Genomic DNA, 17,633 nt, shown 5'->3' with positions numbered 1-17,633 from the left:
CTAGGCGTGAGCGTCGCCGTTGTCAGCAGGGAAGTTGTTGCGGAACTGAAACGTCGCTCAGCGACACATTCCCTGCACAGCCGCCAGGTCGATCGGAAGCGCCGGGACCGGCAGGCCCTTGGCCTTCAGGACGTCCTCTAGGGTAGTGGGCTCGGGCGGCAGGCTGGGGTCCACGTCCGTCTTGTAGAACGGGTGGCTCTCGGCCTTCTCCAGCGTGGTGAAGCCATAGCCCTTGTCCTGGTAGAGCTTGAAGAGGCGCGTCGCCATGCGGGCCTCGAAGGCGCCGCCGTGCATCAGCAGGACATAGGGAATGTCCTTGCCGTACAGGGTCTTGGCCATGGCCCGCGAGCGGTCGGCGACGGCGGCCGCGCCATCCAGATAGATTGTCTCCAGCCGGGCGATGGCGGCCTGGTCGTTCTTGGCCACGCAGCGGGCATAGGGATCGCTGAAGGCCCAGTCACCGAAGCTCATGGTGACACTGGCGATCTTGTACTGGTTGGTCGCCAGCCAAGCGCGAACGGCGAGACGCTTCTCCGGCGTGTCGCCTTCCGACAGGAACGGAAAGCGCAGCCAGCGCCAGTCCTGGCCGGCCATCAGGTCCTTGAGCATCGGCTCGTTCTTGGCGGCTTCGTCCGCGAACTGCTCAGGCGTCAGGGTCGCCAGGTTCTGGTGCGACCAGCCGTGGTTGCCCAGCGGCTGGCCGGCCTCGCGCCACAGCTTCAGCGCCGCATCGGAGCCGGGCTCGCGCTCGGTCTGGACGCCGTTGATGAAGCCGAACGCCGGAGCCTTGGCGTCGGCCGAGGCCTTCAGCAGGTCGGTGGCGATCTGGGTGCGGGTGACGCCCGGCGGCAGGGCCGCGTGAGCGGGCAGGTCGTCCCAGGTGAAGGCGATGACGGGTTTGTCGGCGGCTTGAGCCGTCGTGGTGACCAGGGCGAGAGCGGCGGCGAGTACAAGGCGCATCGGTTACTTGCTTTCGAACAGGCTCAGCGGAATCGCGTCCGCCATGGCTTTGTAGCCGGCCATGTTGGGGTGAAGACCGTCATTGTCATAGGCCTTCAGCAGATAGGTCGGGCGGGCCGGATCGCGCAGGGTCTTGTCCCAGTCGATGACGCCGTCGAAGTTTCCGGGCGCGCGGATGAAGGCGTTGATCGCCTGGCGGTCGGCCTCGCTCTCGGGGCCGGGGTGGTAATAGGCCGAGCCCGAGTAGGGCAGGACGGTCGCGCCGATGACCTTGATCCCCCTCGCACGGGCGCGGACGATCATCTGGCGGTAGGCGCCGATGACCTGCTCGACGAGAGCCTTGTGCGCCTCCGGCGTGGCGGGCGCGTCGCGGGTCAGGACGCCCAGGTCGTTGACGCCCTCCAGCAGGATCAGGTGGGTGACGCCGGCCTGGCTGAGGACGTCGCGCTCGAACCGCGCCAGGGCGTTGGGGCCAGAGCCGTCGAGCAGCACGCGGTTGCCGCCGATGCCCAGGTTCAGGATCCCGAGGTTCTTGCCCTTGAGGCGCTCCAGCAGGCCGTCGGTCCAGCGCAGGTTGGTGTTGGGCTGGACGCCGTAGCCGTCGGTGATGCTGTCGCCGAACGCGACGATCACGCCGGCTTTCGAAGACACCACGTCGACGCTGGAAATCTGGAACCAGCGGTCGGCGGTCTTGGCCCCCGGCAGGTCGGCGTCAGCGGTGTGGTCGCCGGCCAGGACGTACGAGGTCGCCCGCGAGCCGGGGTGGCCGGTCTGGACGCTGGGGGCTGCGGCATAGTGCAGGCTGATGGCGAGGGAGGTGAGGGGTGTGACCTTCAGCGCCACCGGATCAGACCAGTAGTCGGCGCCGGCGGGGATGGTCACCTCGGTCCGGCCCGAGAAGGTGAGGGGGCGGTCGGTGGCGGGCTCGATGCGGGCGCTATTGAGGGCGGCGGATACCGCGACGCGGGCGGCCTTGATCGTCAGAGGCTGTGTCCCGAAGGCGTTCGACAGCCGCACGCGGATCTTGTCGCCGCCGATCGACAGCCGCACGACCTGGCGCAGGGTGGCGTCGGGATAGTCCTCGGCGGCGAGGCTGTTCTTGGCGTCCGGCGCCACCTGGGCGCTGGCCCAGCTGCCGACCCAGCGCTGGGTTTCGGCATGGGCGGGCAGGGCGAGCGCGAAGGCCAGACCAGCGGCGACGAACGCAGGCCGCGCGAACATCTTCATCAGCGTTTCTCCCGCCCCGGCTTGCTGTCGGTAGCGGTAACATTGGTATGACCTCTGGGCCGCGCCGTAAAGCGTCGCGAGCGATCAAAGTGCGGCAGGTCGCCGCGTCTGTCAGGAATCGCTTGCATCTAGGCTGATGGTAGCGCTATCAGGATCCCGTGAGGCGCCGAGCGCCTCTGCCCTTCCTGGGCGTTTCCTCCCTATAAACTTTCAGCCCGGTCGTTTTGGCCGGGCTTTTCTTTTGCGTGTCACCGCTGGCATGGGGTGAAATCAGGCGACCGGCAGTTTGTAGAACTTGGCGGCGTTGTTGAAGAAGATGTCCTGCTTCTGAGCCTCGGTGAGGAAGGTCGCGGCCTCGACCGCGTCGATCGACAGGCCGATGGCGTCTGGCCAGAACATGTGGTCCGAGCCGAACATGATCCGCTTGGCGTGCCCCGCCTCAATCAGCTGGCGCAGGATGCCGTGGAAGGCCGGACGCGGCAGCAGCCAGGCCAGGGCGCCGGTGTCCAGATTGACGTTCGGATACAGCATCAGGATGGCGATGGTCTGCTCCAGATAGGGCCAGCCGCCGTGCATCAGGTTCAGCCGCAGCTTGGGATGCCGGTTCAGCGCTTCCTCGACATATTCGGGATTGCCGAGGCGCGCCCGCGCCGTGCGGCAGCAGGCGTCGAACGTCGTGCCGCCCGGCATCGAGCCGGTGTGCAGGGCCACCGGGATGTCGAACTCTTCGGCCAGGGCCAGGTAGGGCTCGTACTTGGGGTCGCCCAGCGGCAGGCCGGCATATTGCGAGGTGACCTCGCCCAGCACCTTGAGGCTGCCGTCGGCGAAGGCCTTGCGCAGCACGTCCAGCGGCGGCAGCGGCGTGTCGTCCGAACCGCGCACGCCGGCGCCGGCGATGAAGCGGGCCGGGTCGCGGTCGTGCCAGTCAGTGGCCGCCTTCAGCCGGTCGCCATCGCCGCCGCTGACCACGCCCATGACCACGTTGCGGCGCTTCATCTCGGCGATGCAGGCCTCCATATGGTCGGCGCCGGTGCGGATCGGGCTCTTCTTGCCGGTGATCGGATTGACGATCGGGTCGTCGAAGACCGTCGTCGCCGGGTAGGCGTGCATATGCACGTCGATGATCTTGCGCGGCTTTGCCGGCGCCGCGAGGGCGGTAGAGGCGGCCAGCGCGCCCGCGCCCGCCAGGAAGGTTCTGCGTCCGAAGGTCATCCGTCTCTCCCCGAGTTACGTGTGTGAACTGGAGTAGAGCAGGCGGCGACGCGGCGACATGACCCCGCAGGTCATGTTTCAAAGCTTTGCCGTCCTGACGTTCGATATTGCAAATCAGTCGCAAAAGCTATACCCGCCGCCGGACCTTCGCTGTCCGGATCCCTGCCCATGTCGCCCCAAGCCCGTCGTCTCGCCGCCGTCTCCCTGCTGGCCCTGGCCTGCGCCAGCGCGGCCCATGCCCAGTCCGGCGGGAGCGATGTCGACCAGGTGGTGATCACCGCCGCGCGCACGCGGCTGCCGGCCAGCGCCCTGCCGCTGACGGTCGACGTGCTCGACAACGAGACCCTGAACCAGCAGGTGGCGATCAGCGGCTCGATCATCGACGCGGTGTCGACCCTGTCGCCGTCGTTCTCGCCCACCCGCCAGAAGCTGTCGGGGGCGGGCGAGAGCCTGCGCGGCCGCTCGCCGCTGTACGCCATCAACGGCATCCCGCAGTCGACCCCGATCCGCGACGGCTCGCGTGATGGCTACACGATCGACTCGTTCTTCATCGATCGTGTGGAGCTGATCTACGGCTCCAACGCCCTGCAGGGCATCGGCGCCACCGGCGGCGTCGTCAACCAGGTGACCGTGGGACCGCCGAAGGCGGACGGCGTCTCGGGCCGCACGCTGATCCAGGCCTCGGGCGGCAACAAGCTGGGCGACTCGGTGGGAGCCAAGGTCGCCGGCCTGGTCGGCTGGCGCTCGGGCGCCTTCGACACCACTGGCGGCGTCGCCTATGAAACGCGCGGCGCCTTTTACGACGGCAATGGCCGCCGCATCGGCATGGACACCGCCCAGGGCGATGTCCAGGACAGCAAGACCCTGTCGCTGTTCGGTCGCGTGGGCTGGCAGCTCAGCCCCAGCATGCGCCTGGACGTGATCGGCAGCCGCTTCGAGCTGAAGGGCGACGGCGACTATGTGACCGCCCCGACCGCTGGCCGTACGCCGGCCGCCTTGATCCTGCCGACGGACGGCAACATCGCCCTGCGCCTGCCGACCACCGCCGTCCGCGGCGTGGTCCCGGGCGACCCGGCGGCCAACCGCGTCGAGACCATCTCGGCGTCGCTGGTCAATGACGACCTCTACGGCGGCGTGCTGAACGCCCAGCTGTTCTTCAACCGCACGCGCGACACCTTCGGTGGCGACATCAGCGCCACCTTCCAGGACGCCAGCATCGCGCCGCTCAACACGCTGTTCGACCAGTCCGCGAACCGCTCGCGCAAGCTGGGCGCGCGGATGAGCTACGAGCGCGCCGTGCCGGGGATCGAGGGCCTGGTCGCCACCGCCGGCCTGGACGCCCTGACCGACACCACCGCGCAACTGCTGACCGCCACCGGTCGCGCCTGGGTGCCGCCGACCAAGTTCCAGAGCATCGCCCCGTTCATCCAGGGCAACTACGCCCTGTTCGACGGCAAGCTGCGCCTGGCCGGCGGCGTGCGTTTCGAGAACGTCGAGCTGAAGGTCGACGACTTCACCACCCTGGCCTCCTATGGCTCGCGCAAGGTCGGCGGCGGCAATCCCGAGTTCAAGTCCACGCTGATCAACGGCGGCGTCGTCTTCGAACCGGCCAAGGGCGTGCGCGTCTATGGCAGCTATGCCGAGGGTTACACCGTACCGGACGTGGGTCGTATCCTGCGCGGCATCAACATCCCCAATCAGGACGTCGACACCTACCTGGCGATCGAGCCGATCGTGTCCAACAACCGCGAGCTGGGCGCCGAGGTCAAGCGCGGCCCGTTCGACGCCAGCGTCGCCTATTTCTGGTCCAAGTCGAAGTATGGCCAGTTCCTGGTGCGCAATGCCGACGGCATCTTCGACGTGCAGCGCCAGGGCGTGGCCATCGAGGGCCTGGAGGTCAATGTGAAGGCCCGCACGCCCGTGCCCGGCCTGGACGTCTCGACCGGCTATGCCCGCCTACGCGGCCAGACCGACACGAACCGCGACGGCAAGATGGACACCGACCTGGACGGCGCCAACATCTCGCCCGACCGCCTGAACCTGGCCGCCGACTATCAGACCGGCAAGTGGGCCTTGCGCCTGCAGATGCAGAAGTACATGTCGCGCAACATGCAGACGGCGACCGTGAAGGACGACTTCAACGGCTACTCCGTGGTCGACGCCTTCGTGCGCTACGAACTGCCGGTCGGGGCGCTGTCGCTGGGCGTCCAGAACCTTCTGGACAAGCAGTACATCACCTACCATTCGGACACGACGCTGCCCGCGCGGGACAAGTTCTACGCTGGCCGTGGCCGCACCGCGACGCTCGGCTGGGAAACCCGCTTCTGATGAAGACCCTGCGCCTGCTGCACCGCTGGACCGGCGGCCTGATCGGATTGCTGCTGGCTCTGCTGGGCTTCACCGGCGCGCTGCTGGTGCATGAGGACGCCTTCCTGCGCGCCACCGTGCCCCACGCCGCCGACGCCCAGCGGCAGGACACCGCCACCCTGGCGGCGATGACGACCAAGGTCTTCGCCGCCCAGGACCGTCCGCGCTCGATCGTGCTGGCGACCGAGCGGCTGGGCCTGCACAGGCTGGCCTACAAGAAAGAGCAGCAGGCGGCCTTCGCCGACCAGGACGGCGATATCGTCCAAGCCTGGACGTCGAACTGGGCCCGGCCCGAAGTCTGGCTGTTCGACTTCCACCACCACCTGTTCGCCGATGACACCGGCTCGATTGTCGGCGGCGTCGCGGGCCTTGCCGGCCTGGGCTTCGTGATCACCGGCCTGATCCTGTGGTGGCCGACGCGGCGGATGTTCCACCTGCGCGCCTGGCCCCGGATGATGAAGCGGGCGGCGATCGTGCATCATCACCGCGACCTGGGCGTGCTGGTCGCGCCGTTGCTGATCCTCTCGCTGACCACCGGCGCGGCGATGAACCTGAAGTGGTTCTCGCAAGCCCTGCGCGCGCCGTTCTCGTCGGCGGCTGTGATGGAGAAGGCCTCGGCCGTCCCCAAGATCAACGGCGGCAAGATGGCCAAGGATATGGATTGGACCAAGGTCATCGGCCAGGCCCAGGCGCGCTTCCCCGGCGCGGAGGTGCGGATCATCAGCTTGCCGCAGAAGAAAGGCGCGCTGGTCTCGATCCGTCTGCGCCAGCAGGCCGAGTGGCTGCCCAATGGCCGCAGCATGGCCTGGTTCGATCCGGCCACCGGCGCGATGGTCGCCAGCCGTGACGCGCAAAGCATGCCGCTGGGATCGCGCATCGCCAATCTCGACTACCCTCTGCACGCGGCCAAGGTCGGCGGCCTGGCCTATCGCCTGGTGATGACGATCTCGGGCCTGGCGCTGACCCTGCTCGGCACGCTGGCGGTGGTCACCTTCTGGGGCAATCCGGCCGGTGTGCCCAAGCGCAAGAAGCCAAAGGCCAAGCCCGTCCCGAAGCCGGCCGCCGCGACCTTGACGTGAACCGCCGCCGCGCGGTTCATGCGAGGGTTGAAGGGTAAGGGGCGTCCGATGAACAAGACCGTTTTCCTTGGCGGCCCCATGGGGATCGTCGCCGGGATCATCCTGGGCGCGCTGATCGACAACATGGCCATTGGCGTCATCGTCGGCTTCGCCCTGTGCTTCGGCATCATCAAGTTCGGCGGCAAGAAGCCGGAAGCCTGAACACCACACACGAAAAAGGCCGGGAGGTCGCCCTCCCGGCCTTCGTCGTTTCGACCCTGAAGGACCTTAGAAAGTCTTCTTCAGCGACAGGTAGAACTGACGCGGCGGGGCCGGCAACACGGTCATGGCTTCACCCTTGGTGTCGCTGTTGACGAAACCGCCCGAGCCGATGGTCGAGATGTAGTCCTTGTCGGTCAGGTTGGTGACGTTGGCCTGGATCTCGAAGCCCTTGCCCCAGCTGTCCTCGGCGAAGCGGTAGCCCACCGTCAGGTCGGCGACGGTGGTCGAGGGGACCTGACCGCCGACGTTCTCATAGGTGTAGTAGCGCTTGTCGGTGTAGGCGACGCCCAGCTTACCGAAGAAGCCGGCCTGGTCGAACGCGATCTCGCCCTTGAAGATGTTCTTGGGCGTGTTGACCACGGTCTTGCCCTTGGTGCGGGCCTGCAGCTTGCCGTCCAGCGAGACGACGTCGTTGTCGTACTTGGAGTCGTTGTAGGTATAGGCGCCGTACAGGCTCCAGGCGTCGGTGAGGCGGTACGTGCCGGCCAGCTCGACGCCCTTGGTCTCGACCGAGCCGACGTTCGACAGCACCGGGGCGTTGCCCTGGATGGACGAGCCCTGCTGCACCGCCAGGATGCGGTTGTCGAAGGCCACGTGATAGACGGCGGCCACGCCCTGGAAGCGGTCGGTGCGATAGCGGGCGCCGCCTTCGAAGGTCTTGGAGCTTTCCGGCTTCAGCTTGTTGGCGACGTAGTTGACGTTGTCCTGGTTCAGCGAGCTGAACGGACCCGAGGTGGCCGCCGAGACGTAGGCGCCCATGTTCTCGGTGTAGCCGCCGAAGATTTCGAAGTCAGGCGTGGCCTTCCAGACGAAGCCGGCCTGCGGCAGGAAGTTGTCCTTGCTCTCGATCTCGCCCGATAGCGGATTGCCGACGACGGTGGTCACGGCGTTGGTCACCTTGATCGACTTGAAGCCGAAATTGACCTTGAAGGCGTCGCTGATCGTCCACTCGTCTTCCAGGTGGGCGACGGTGGTCTTGGTCTCGAAGCGGTACTGCCACTGGGTGAAGAACGGGTTCTCCTGGAAGTCCAACGCATCGCGCGAGGGCTTGGAGATCGTCTCGCCGTAGAAGCGGCGGGCCTGGTTGAAGTGGTTGATCTCGTGCCAGCCGCCGACGCCGATGCGGTGGGCGCCCAGGTCGATCGTCAGGCCGCCGGTGATGCCGCCGCGGCTGATGTCGTACTCGGTGGTGCGGATCGACAGCGGGGCGGCGTCAGAACCGGCCGCGCCGAAGCCGGGGGTGGGGGTGTAGGGCGTGTACCACAGGCCCTGGCCCTTGTTCTTGTGCTCGTAGGCGGTGACGTCCAGCTTGACGTTGTCGGTCACGTCCAGCTTCAGGGCCGCGCCGAACAGGTCGTCGTCGCGGATGCCGGCGCCGGCGTAGTAGGCGTCGTCGACCGTCTTGAACGGCGCGGGCAGGGTGGCGCCCGGCGTGTTGTAGGCGCGGGCCGCGGCGATCGCGAGCGCCCAGTTGGGCTGGGTGTTGTCCCAGTCGCGGCCCAGGCGGCTGATCATCTCGAACGACAGGTCCTGGTAGTCCTGCTCACGACGTTCCGAGCGGTGGTAGAAGCCCGACAGCTCGCCACGGTCGCCCAGCGGCATCACGGCCTTCAGGTCGTACTGGCGCTGCTTCTGCTCGCCGCCGCCCTTCCACTTGTCGGCCTTCTGGTCGGCGACCGAGAGGTAGGCGCGCAGGCCGCCCAGCTGCTCGATTGCGCCGGTTTCGAAACGGCCGAACACGCGGTGCATGCTGTCCGAACCGCCGGTGACGTCGATCTCGCCGCCCAGGGTCTCCTGCGGATCGCGCGAGAAGAATTGCAGCGTGCCGCCCAGGTTCGAGGTCGAGGCGGTGCCGAGGGCGCCCGCGCCCTGGGCCAGCTCGACGCGGCCGAGATTCTCGGTGGCGGTGGCGCGGCTGATGTGCAGGCCGTTGTGGTTCCCGTAGGTCATGTCGCCCAGCGGCACGCCGTCCAGGGTGAAGCCCAACTGGTTCTGGTTGAAGCCACGGATCGAGATGCGGGTCGACCACTCGTAGGCCCCGAACGCATCAGCCGACTGGAAGGTGACGCCCGGCAGCTTGTCGACGGCCTTCAGAGCGCTGGCGCCGGCGGCTTCCAGGCCGATGGCGTCGTCCTTCAGGGTCTGGACCTGGCGGCTCTGGCCTTGGCCGATGACGATGACGGCGTCGACTTCGGCGTTGTCGGCGGGCGCGGCGGCGGCGGCGTCAACAGTGGCCGGGGTCTCGGCAGCGAAGGCGTGACCGGCGAACAGGAGCGCGCTGACGGCGGCGCCCAGCATCAGGTGGTTTTTCATAAGCTTTTATTCCCCTTGCCGACGCGGGGAGGCGTCGACCTGGGGAGCTCGGCTAACAGTGGTCGACGACGGCGCGGCGACGGATGCGTGTCGGCTGTCCGACAGTCGCGCGACTATACCATGACGATAGCGCTAACGCCGAAGGGGGCCGTCGAGCCCGGCCACGATTGCGCGAAGCCGTCCGGACGGCTATTTCAGCGCCCAATCCCCGAAACCCTCGTCCAGCGAGCACGCGCGCCCTATGGCTCAGCAATACATTTTCCAGATGCAGGGCCTGACCAAGGCCTATCCCGGCGGCAAGAAGGTCTTCGAGAACATCTGGCTGTCGTTCTACTCCGACGCCAAGATCGGCGTCGTCGGCGTCAACGGTTCGGGTAAGTCGACCCTGCTGAAGGTGATGGCCGGCCTGGACCAGGAGTTCTCGGGCGAGGCCAAGGCCGCCGACGGCATCCGTCGTGGCTACCTGCCGCAGGAGCCGGTGCTGGACCCGACCCTGGACGTCTGGGGCAACGTCATCGCCGACTGCGAAGACAAGCAGATCTTCGACAAGTACAACGCCCTCGCGGCTCAGCTCGGTGAGGAATACACCGACGAGCTGATGGAGGAGATGACCAAGCTCCAGGAGATCATCGACGCCCGCGACCTGTGGGACATCGACTCCAAGGTCGAGATGGCCATCGACGCCCTGCGCTGCCCGCCCAATGACAGCAACATCGAAAGCCTGTCGGGCGGTGAAAAGCGCCGCATCGCGCTGGCCCGTCTGCTGCTCAGCAAGCCGGACATGCTGCTGCTCGACGAACCGACCAACCACCTGGATGCCGAGTCGGTGGCTTGGCTGCAGCATCACCTGGAAGAGTTCCCGGGCTGCGTCATCCTGGTGACCCACGATCGCTACTTCCTGGATCAGGTCACCAAGTGGACCCTGGAACTCGACCGCGGCAAGGGCGTGCCCTACGAGGGCAACTACTCCGGCTGGCTGGAGCAGAAGCAGAAGCGCGTCGTCCAGGAGCAGTCGGAGTCCGAATCCCGCCAACGGGCCCTGACCCGCGAACTGGAATGGGTCCGCAGCTCGCCCAAGGCTCGTCAGTCCAAGTCGAAGGCTCGTCTGGCGAGCTACGATGAAATGGTCGCCGCGCAGGAGAACGCCCGCGCCGCCCAGACCCAGGCTCACATCCAGATCCCGCCGGGCCCGCGCCTGGGCAGCCTGGTGCTGGAAGTCACCGGCCTGGAGAAGGAATACGGCGACAAGGTGCTGTTCAAGGACCTGTCGTTCCGCCTGCCGCCGAACGGCATCGTCGGCGTCATCGGCCCGAACGGCGCCGGCAAGTCGACCCTGTTCAAGCTGATCACCGGCCGCGAACAGCCCGACAACGGCACGGTCAAGGTCGGCGAGACCGTCAAGCTCTCGTATGTCGACCAGTCGCGTGACGCGCTGGATCCGAACAAGACCATCTGGCAGGAGATCAGCGGCGGCACCGACGTGATGATCGTCGGCAAGCGCGAGATCAACAGCCGCGCTTACGTGGGCTCGTTCAACTTCAAGGGCGGCGACCAGCAGAAGAAGGTCGGCCTGCTGTCGGGCGGTGAGCGCAACCGCGTCCACCTGGCCAAGACCCTGGCCACCGGCGGCAACCTGCTGCTGCTCGACGAACCGACCAACGACCTGGACATCGAAACCTTGCAGGCCTTGGAAGAGGCGCTGGAAGAGTTCGCCGGCTGCGCCGTGGTCATCAGCCACGATCGCTGGTTCCTGGACCGCCTGGCGACCCACATCCTGGCCTTCGAAGGCGACAGCCACGTCGAATGGTTCGAGGGGAACTTCGAGATGTACGAGGAAGACAAGAAGCGCCGTCTGGGCGCCGACAGCCTGATCCCCAAGCGCATCAAGTTCCAGAAGTTCGCGCGCTAAACGCGGGCTTCCCGGATTGGATGATCTGGAAAGGCGACGGCTTCGGCCGTCGCCTTTTTCGTGGCGACCGTTTCGGATTATGAGGTTGCCGAACTCAACTTGACATAGTGTATTGCGGCGCGCCGTTCAGTTCGTAGTCGGGTGGGTTTTCGTGAGTACTTTTCAGACGATCGCTTCGGGCGATCTGAAGGACGTTGTCCTCAGCAGCGACGGCAAGACCGCTTACGTCTCGAACAGCGAGGGCGTGGTCAACGCCTTCAATGTGGCCACCGGCGACTTCGTCGGGCGCTGGAAAGTCGGAACCACCCTGGCCGGCATGGACGTATCGCAGGACGGCCGGCACCTGGTCGCGACCGAGCGCGCCTCTACCACGACCGGCTCCGGCTTCGACCTCAGGGCCGTCGTGACGGTCCATGTCCTGGACCTGCTCACCGGCCAGGTTCGCGACTACACGACCGCCGTCCAGGGAAGCGGCGATGGACCGTTCTTCGACGCGGTCTACACCGCCGACGGCAAGATCGTGCTGTCGCAGAGCTATAGTGGCTCGGGCTGGGAGCCGCTCACGGTTCTGGATCCGGTCTCCGGGACGTTCACCTTCGGCACGCAGGGCTACTACCAGGACGGCATCCTGACCGCCTCGGGCGACGGAACGCTGGTCGTCCACGCCCAGAACGGCATCTCTTCGTTGCCCCTTCAAGTCTACAAGCCGGGGGCGGGGGTCACCGTATCGCGCGACGCCTCCTATGACGGGCTCAACGGCTATGGCGCCCAGGCCGTCTCGCAGGACGGCAAGCTGATCTTCCGGAGCGGGGCCCTGTACGACAGCGCCCTGAACCTGAAGGGGTCGCTGTCCACGCTCCAGAAGGAACAGATCCAGCCGATCGGCGCGGTCTTCAGCGCCGACGGCTCCAGCATCTTCGTCCTGAACAACAGCGACGGCCTGGTCCTGCAGATCTCGACCAAGGACTGGTCGATCCTGCGGGCCTTCGACCCCGGCGTGAAGACCGATCCCTATACGTCGCCGTTCTCCAGCGTCGCCTATGGCGATCGACTGAGCCTGTCGGCCGACGGCGCCTATCTGCTGGTGCTGTCCGACAAGCAGCTCAACGCCGTCAACGTGGCGACCGCCATTCCGGCCGGCGGTTCCGATGGCGCCGACACCCTGACCGGCGACGCTTCGGCCAACATCCTGAAAGGCTATGGCGGCAACGACGTGCTGGACGGCGCGGCCGGCAATGACAGCCTTTACGGCGGCAATGGCGATGACCGGCTGATCGGCGGCGCGGGCGACGACACCCTGGATGGCGGGGCGGGCGTCGACGCGGCCGACTACAGCACGGCGACGGCCGCGGTCACGATCAGCCTTGTCTCGCCCTACAGCCAGGACACCGTCGGGGCCGGCCGCGACACCCTGACCGGGATCGAGGACGTCGTCGGCAGCGCCTTCGCCGACACCTTGAGCGGCAACGCTTACGCCAACCGCCTGGACGGCGGGGCGGGCGACGACCTCCTGAAGGGGATGGAGGGCAGCGACACGCTGAATGGCGGCGCGGGCAATGACGTGCTGGCCGGCGGCAGCGGCGACGACACGCTCGACGGCGGCAGCGGCGTCGACATCGCGTCCTATGAGAACGCCACGGCCGGTGTCCGTATCGACCTGACCAAGAGCGGCCTGCTGCAGAACACGCGCGGCGAAGGTCTGGATCGCCTGAGCGGGATCGAGGGGGTGAAGGGCTCGGCCTTCGCCGACGTCTTCCAGGGCTCGGCGGCCGATGAACGTTTCGAGGGGCGTGGCGGAGACGACGTCATCGATGGCGGCGGCGGCCAGGACACGGCGATCTACGGCGCGGCCTCCAGCAACTACAGCTGGACCCGCAACGCCAATGGGACCTGGACGGTGCGCGACCTGCGCGCCACGGGCGGCGAGGGCGTCGACACGCTGCTGAACGTCGAGCTGCTGCAGTTCACGGACAAGACGGTGACGCTGTCCTCGTCGGATGCGGGGGTGACGCTCAATGACGTCCTGCCGGTGACGCAGGCCGAGACGCTGGCGACCGGCCAGATCGTCGACGCTCTGCTCTCGTCGGACGGGCGTACGGCCTATGTCTCGAACACCGAAGGCTACATCACGGCGCTCAACACGGCGACCGGCGAGGTCCTGGGCCGCTGGAAGGTCGGCACGGAGCTGGCCGGCATGGACCTGTCCTCGGACGGTCGCTACATCGTCGTCGCCGACCGGGCCCTGGAGAACGTGACGTACGGTTCGTCTGGCTCCACCGCCACGATCAAGATCCACGTCCTGGACCTGTTGACCGGCCAGGTGAAGGACTACGCCCGCACCGGCAGCAATTCGGCGGGCTTCTATGATGTCGTCTTCACCAACGACAACAAGGTGCTCTATGGCCAGTCCAGCGGCTGGGGCACGGCCGCGCCGCTGCTGTTGGATCTCGCCACCGGCGTTTTCGCCAGCGAGCAAAACGGCGCTCAGTACTACGGCAGCATTGTCACGACCGTCGATCACGGCAAGGCGCTCTTCAGCGGAAGTGGTTCCGACGCGCCGCTCTACACCTATCAGAACGGCGCGCAGACCGCCTTCCACGGCATGTACGCCGACGGCGTTCAGGGCTATGGCGTCCCGGTCGTTTCGATCGCGGCTGACGGTCGCTTCGTCGCGCAGCTCTCCGGCAGCCTCTACGTCTATGACGGTGCGCTGAAGTTCATCGGCGATCTGACCAAGGCGCACCCGGAGCTGACCGCGCAGAGCGTCTTGGGCATGGTCTTCAGCCCGGACGGCAAGCACCTGTATGTCGCCGACTCCGCGGCGGACCGGGTCTTCCAGTATTCCACCGCTTCCACCGTGGGCGGTTGGGCGCTGGAGCAGGTCTATTCGCTGGGCGTCGACATCGGGCTCAGCCCGACGGGCTACTATTCGGCCGGATACGGCAACCGGGTGCTGATCAGCGCCGACGGAACCCGCCTGCTGATCAGCGGCGACGCCAATGTCGTCTCGGTCAACCTCTCCACGATCAAGGCCGACGGCGGCACCGACAACGCCGACATCCTGACCGGAACCGCCAACGCCGATCGCCTGCAGGGCTTTAACGGCGACGACACCCTCTCGGCCGGGGCGGGCGACGACAGCCTGTACGGCGACGGCGGCAACGACGTCCTGGCGGGCGGCTCGGGCAATGACCGCATCGACGGCGGCGACGGCAGCGACTGGGCCGACTATCGCGATGCGACCGCGGGCGTCGTCGTCGGCCTGGGCGCGCCCTATGCGCAGGACACCAAGGGCGGCGGTATCGACACCCTGATCAGCATCGAGAACGTGTTCGGTTCGGCGTTCAGCGACACGCTGGTCGGCGACGCCAACGCCAACCAGCTCACCGGCGGCGCGGGCAACGACATCCTCCGCGGCGGCGGCGGCGCCGACACGCTGATGGGCGGCGGCGGCGACGACATCCTGCGGGGCGATGACGGCGACGACAGCCTCTACGGCAACGAGGGCTTCGACTTCGCCTCGTACGAAAACGCCACCAGCGCCGTCACGGTCGACCTGACCAAGGCGGGCACGCTGCAGAACACGCGGGGCGCCGGCGTCGACTTGCTGGACGGCATCGAAGGGCTGAAAGGCTCGGCCTATGCCGACACCCTGATCGGCGACAACGCCGCCAACCGGCTGGAAGGCGGCGCGGGCGACGACACCCTGTCGGGCGGCGCCGGCGACGACACCCTGGTCGGCGGGGCGGGCAACGACCAGATAGACGGCGGCGCGGGCGATGACACGGTCATCTATTCCGGACCGATGTCGAAATATTCGGTGGTCACGGCGGCTGACGGAACGGTGACGGTCACCGACCTGCGCGCCGGGTCGCCGGATGGCGTCGACCGTCTGGTCAGTGTCGAGAACCTCGTCTTCGCCCTGGCGCCGTCGACCAGCGAGGTCGGCAACGAGATAAACGCCATCCTGCGCCAGTCCGCCTCGGGCAACGCCTCCCTGACCGCGATCGCCGACGATCTGTTCAAGCGCTGGGACGCCGGACAGCTGTCGGCCAGCCAGGTCACCGCCGAGATCGTCAAGGCGGCCGGCGCCACCACCTCGGTGGCGACGCTGGCCTATGAGTTCTTCACCGGAAAGATCCCGGCCCAGACGGGTGTCGACTATCTGGTCTCGCCGACCGGTCCCAACGCCAACAACCTCAACAGCGCCTACTACCAGTCGTTCAATCTTGAGAACCGCTACATCAACTTCGCGGTCAATCTGGGCAAGCTGGGCGAGGGCAAGGACGCCTTCCTGGCCAAGTACGGGTCGCTGTCGTTCGTCGACGCCACCCGCGAGGCCTACAAGACCATCTTCGGCGCGGCCCCGACCGACGCCAAGATCCACGCCATGATCGACACGCGCGTCGACTACTTCGCGGCCTATGGCGGCGACGGCGTGAGCGGCATCGGGACCAAGGCGGCGATGGTCGGCTGGCTGTTGGCCGAGGCGCAGAAGGCCGACCTGGGCGTCATGGTGCGATCCAACGACGCCTGGTTGACCGACCTGGCGGACGGCTCGGCGCCGTTCGCGATCGACATCCTCGATCCGGCCAAGGGCTACTACAAGGCCGACTTCATCTTCGGCGGCGGCTGAGGGACCGGGACGGCCAGGCCGTCCCGGGTCCACAAACCTACTTCGGACCTACTTCGGGGCCGGCGGTGCGGCCGGATCGCCTGGCACCGGCTGGTTTGGCAAGGTCGGATCGCCCGTCTGCGGCGTCGCATTGATCGGCGGCGTCACCGGCAAGCTGGGCGGCGCGGCGGTGGGCGCGGGGTTCACGGCCGTGTCCGGCATGGGCATCGTGGTCGCCGGATCGCTGGCCGTGGCCGGAGCGGTCGCGGCGGTGTCCGTCGACATGCCGGTCGAGGCCGAGCCGGCCCACCAATCCTTGCTGGCCCGCGTCTTGGCCGAGGCCTTCGTATAGGCGTCGAGCTGCGAGTAGGGGAGCGGCTGCTTGGGGCCGGCCACGGGCGCCGACATCTTCTTCTGAGCGGCGAGGGCCTCGCCGCCGGCGACCAGCAGCGAAAGCGCCGCCGCGGCGGCTAGCGTCTTGGTCAACATAGGGGTTTCTCCAGGCCTGGATGCGCCGTTGTGGCGCTGCTTAGCAAAACCCGCCGGAGCGAAGGTTGTTCACAGCTAGACCGTGTCGGCCCGGGAACCGCCACGCTATGGCCGGGTTCTTGGCGGGATGCTTCACGGGAGGGGCTGGCGATCCGCCGTTCCCCTGCTTAGGTCTGGCTAAGCGCTCCCAGAGGAGTAGCTTGGTCCGCAAAGACGATTGTCCCGCCAAGGAGACACGCATGCCGCAAACGCTCGCCGACAAGCCCCACATCCTGCTTTCGCACGAGATGCTGCTGCCGCTGCAGCCGCTGCTGGAGAGCGCCTACCAGGTGCACCGGCTGTGGGACTATCCGGATCCCATGGCCTTCCTGGAAGGGCCGGGGCGACGGGTGCGGGCCATCGTCCACGCTGGCGAGTTCGCCCTGTCGCGCGACATGCTGTCGGAGATGAACCAGCTGGGCCTGATCGCCTGTGTCAGCGTCGGCTATGACGGCGTCGACGTGCCGTGGTGCAAGGCGCATGGCGTCGCCGTGACCCACTCGACCGGCCTCAACGCCGCCGACGTGGCCGACCATGCGGTGGGCCTCGTCCTGGCCGCCTGGCGCGGCATCGTCGAGGGCGACCATCGCCTGCGCTCGGGCCACTGGACCCATGCCGAGCGCATGGCTCCGCGCCACGGCCTGCGCGGCCGCAAGGTCGGCATCGTCGGCCTGGGCTATATCGGCGAGGCGGTGGCTACCCGCCTGCGCGCCTTCGAGATGAAGGTGGCCTGGTGGGGACCGCGCCCCAAGGACACCGAGTATCATCGCGCCGACAGCCTGCTGGCCCTGGCCCGCGACAGCGACGTGCTGGTGGTCTGCTCGCGCTCGGACGCCTCGAACCATCACCTGATCAACAAGGCCGTCATCGAGGCGGTGGGGCCGCAGGGCCTGATCGTCAATGTCGCGCGCGGCGCGCTGATCGACGAGGACGCCCTGATCGAGGCGCTGAAGACCGGAACGCTCGGCATGGCCGCGCTGGATGTCTACGCCCAGGAGCCGACGCCGGCCGCGCGCTGGGTGGGTGTGCCCCACACCGTGCTGACGCCGCACACCGCCGGCGCGACGCTGGACAGCATTCCGGCCATGGTCAGCCTGACCCTGGAGAACCTGCGCCGCTACTTCCACGGCGAACCCCTGGCCACCCCCGTCGCGGCCTGAGG

At 67.4% G+C, this 17,633-nt stretch carries 11 protein-coding genes; 6 read left to right on the top strand and 5 right to left on the bottom strand.

What is annotated here, in order from left to right:
* Positions 1 to 57: 57 nt before the first annotated feature.
* The 3 genes from AC1RR5_RS19025 to AC1RR5_RS19015 form a co-directional block, all read right to left on the bottom strand.
* On the bottom strand, positions 58 to 960 hold the full coding sequence (locus AC1RR5_RS19025; RefSeq protein ID WP_492923919.1) for a polysaccharide deacetylase family protein: 903 nt from the start codon (positions 958 to 960) through the stop codon (positions 58 to 60).
* Positions 961 to 963: 3 nt separating this feature from the next.
* The gene (locus AC1RR5_RS19020; protein ID WP_492923917.1) at positions 964 to 2,187 is read right to left on the bottom strand and encodes an SGNH/GDSL hydrolase family protein; all 1,224 of its coding nucleotides are present in this window, start codon (positions 2,185 to 2,187) and stop codon (positions 964 to 966) included.
* 270 nt (positions 2,188 to 2,457) lie between these two features.
* Positions 2,458 to 3,399: an amidohydrolase family protein gene (locus AC1RR5_RS19015; protein WP_492923915.1), complete on the bottom strand. Its 942-nt coding sequence runs from the start codon at positions 3,397 to 3,399 to the stop codon at positions 2,458 to 2,460.
* A gap of 168 nt (positions 3,400 to 3,567) precedes the next feature.
* Here AC1RR5_RS19015 and AC1RR5_RS19010 point away from each other — a divergent pair, with 168 nt between their 5' ends.
* From AC1RR5_RS19010 to AC1RR5_RS19000, 3 genes are read left to right on the top strand one after another with little or no spacing between them, the layout of a single operon-like run.
* Positions 3,568 to 5,727, top strand: a complete 2,160-nt coding sequence (locus tag AC1RR5_RS19010; RefSeq protein WP_492923913.1) for a TonB-dependent receptor — start codon at positions 3,568 to 3,570, stop codon at positions 5,725 to 5,727.
* On the top strand, positions 5,727 to 6,845 hold the full coding sequence (locus tag AC1RR5_RS19005) for a PepSY-associated TM helix domain-containing protein (protein WP_492923911.1): 1,119 nt from the start codon (positions 5,727 to 5,729) through the stop codon (positions 6,843 to 6,845). The genes AC1RR5_RS19010 and AC1RR5_RS19005 overlap by 1 nt, the downstream gene beginning before the upstream one ends.
* A gap of 48 nt (positions 6,846 to 6,893) precedes the next feature.
* Positions 6,894 to 7,046, top strand: a complete 153-nt coding sequence (locus tag AC1RR5_RS19000) for a hypothetical protein (RefSeq protein WP_492923909.1) — start codon at positions 6,894 to 6,896, stop codon at positions 7,044 to 7,046.
* A 66-nt stretch (positions 7,047 to 7,112) separates the two neighbouring features.
* Here the strand turns inward: AC1RR5_RS19000 and AC1RR5_RS18995 are convergent, their stop codons facing one another.
* A complete protein-coding gene (locus AC1RR5_RS18995; RefSeq protein WP_492923907.1) occupies positions 7,113 to 9,419 on the bottom strand; it encodes a TonB-dependent receptor in 2,307 nt (768 codons plus the stop codon).
* 241 nt (positions 9,420 to 9,660) lie between these two features.
* Between AC1RR5_RS18995 and ettA the strand changes: the two genes are divergently transcribed.
* Positions 9,661 to 11,328: an energy-dependent translational throttle protein EttA gene (ettA, locus tag AC1RR5_RS18990; protein ID WP_492923905.1), complete on the top strand. Its 1,668-nt coding sequence runs from the start codon at positions 9,661 to 9,663 to the stop codon at positions 11,326 to 11,328.
* A gap of 151 nt (positions 11,329 to 11,479) precedes the next feature.
* Entirely contained in the window at positions 11,480 to 15,964 is a 4,485-nt protein-coding gene (locus AC1RR5_RS18985) for a hypothetical protein (RefSeq protein ID WP_492923903.1), read from the top strand.
* A gap of 48 nt (positions 15,965 to 16,012) precedes the next feature.
* Here the strand turns inward: AC1RR5_RS18985 and AC1RR5_RS18980 are convergent, their stop codons facing one another.
* Positions 16,013 to 16,432 carry a hypothetical protein gene (locus tag AC1RR5_RS18980; protein WP_492923901.1) on the bottom strand — a complete coding sequence of 140 codons (420 nt, stop codon included), beginning with the start codon at positions 16,430 to 16,432 and terminating at the stop codon, positions 16,013 to 16,015.
* Positions 16,433 to 16,671: 239 nt separating this feature from the next.
* Between AC1RR5_RS18980 and AC1RR5_RS18975 the strand changes: the two genes are divergently transcribed.
* Positions 16,672 to 17,631: a 2-hydroxyacid dehydrogenase gene (locus AC1RR5_RS18975; RefSeq protein ID WP_492923899.1), complete on the top strand. Its 960-nt coding sequence runs from the start codon at positions 16,672 to 16,674 to the stop codon at positions 17,629 to 17,631.
* Positions 17,632 to 17,633: the final 2 nt, after the last annotated feature.

The sequence above is a fragment of the Caulobacter sp. GW821-FHT11E11 genome (assembly GCF_058808315.1).
Note: the sequence above shows the minus strand (reverse complement) of the source record. Positions and strands in the feature narration are given on the sequence as shown.

Bases quoted from the DNA above. Each gene is read 5' to 3' on its own strand.
- AC1RR5_RS19025 (WP_492923919.1), bottom strand. From the start codon at position 960: ATGCGCCTTGTACTCGCCGCCGCTCTCGCCCTGGTCACCACGACGGCT.
- AC1RR5_RS19020 (WP_492923917.1), bottom strand. From the start codon at position 2,187: ATGAAGATGTTCGCGCGGCCTGCGTTCGTCGCCGCTGGTCTGGCCTTC.
- AC1RR5_RS19015 (WP_492923915.1), bottom strand. From the start codon at position 3,399: ATGACCTTCGGACGCAGAACCTTCCTGGCGGGCGCGGGCGCGCTGGCC.
- AC1RR5_RS19010 (WP_492923913.1), top strand. From the start codon at position 3,568: ATGTCGCCCCAAGCCCGTCGTCTCGCCGCCGTCTCCCTGCTGGCCCTG.
- AC1RR5_RS19005 (WP_492923911.1), top strand. From the start codon at position 5,727: ATGAAGACCCTGCGCCTGCTGCACCGCTGGACCGGCGGCCTGATCGGA.
- AC1RR5_RS19000 (WP_492923909.1), top strand. From the start codon at position 6,894: ATGAACAAGACCGTTTTCCTTGGCGGCCCCATGGGGATCGTCGCCGGG.
- AC1RR5_RS18995 (WP_492923907.1), bottom strand. From the start codon at position 9,419: ATGAAAAACCACCTGATGCTGGGCGCCGCCGTCAGCGCGCTCCTGTTC.
- ettA (WP_492923905.1), top strand. From the start codon at position 9,661: ATGGCTCAGCAATACATTTTCCAGATGCAGGGCCTGACCAAGGCCTAT.
- AC1RR5_RS18980 (WP_492923901.1), bottom strand. From the start codon at position 16,432: ATGTTGACCAAGACGCTAGCCGCCGCGGCGGCGCTTTCGCTGCTGGTC.
- AC1RR5_RS18975 (WP_492923899.1), top strand. From the start codon at position 16,672: ATGCCGCAAACGCTCGCCGACAAGCCCCACATCCTGCTTTCGCACGAG.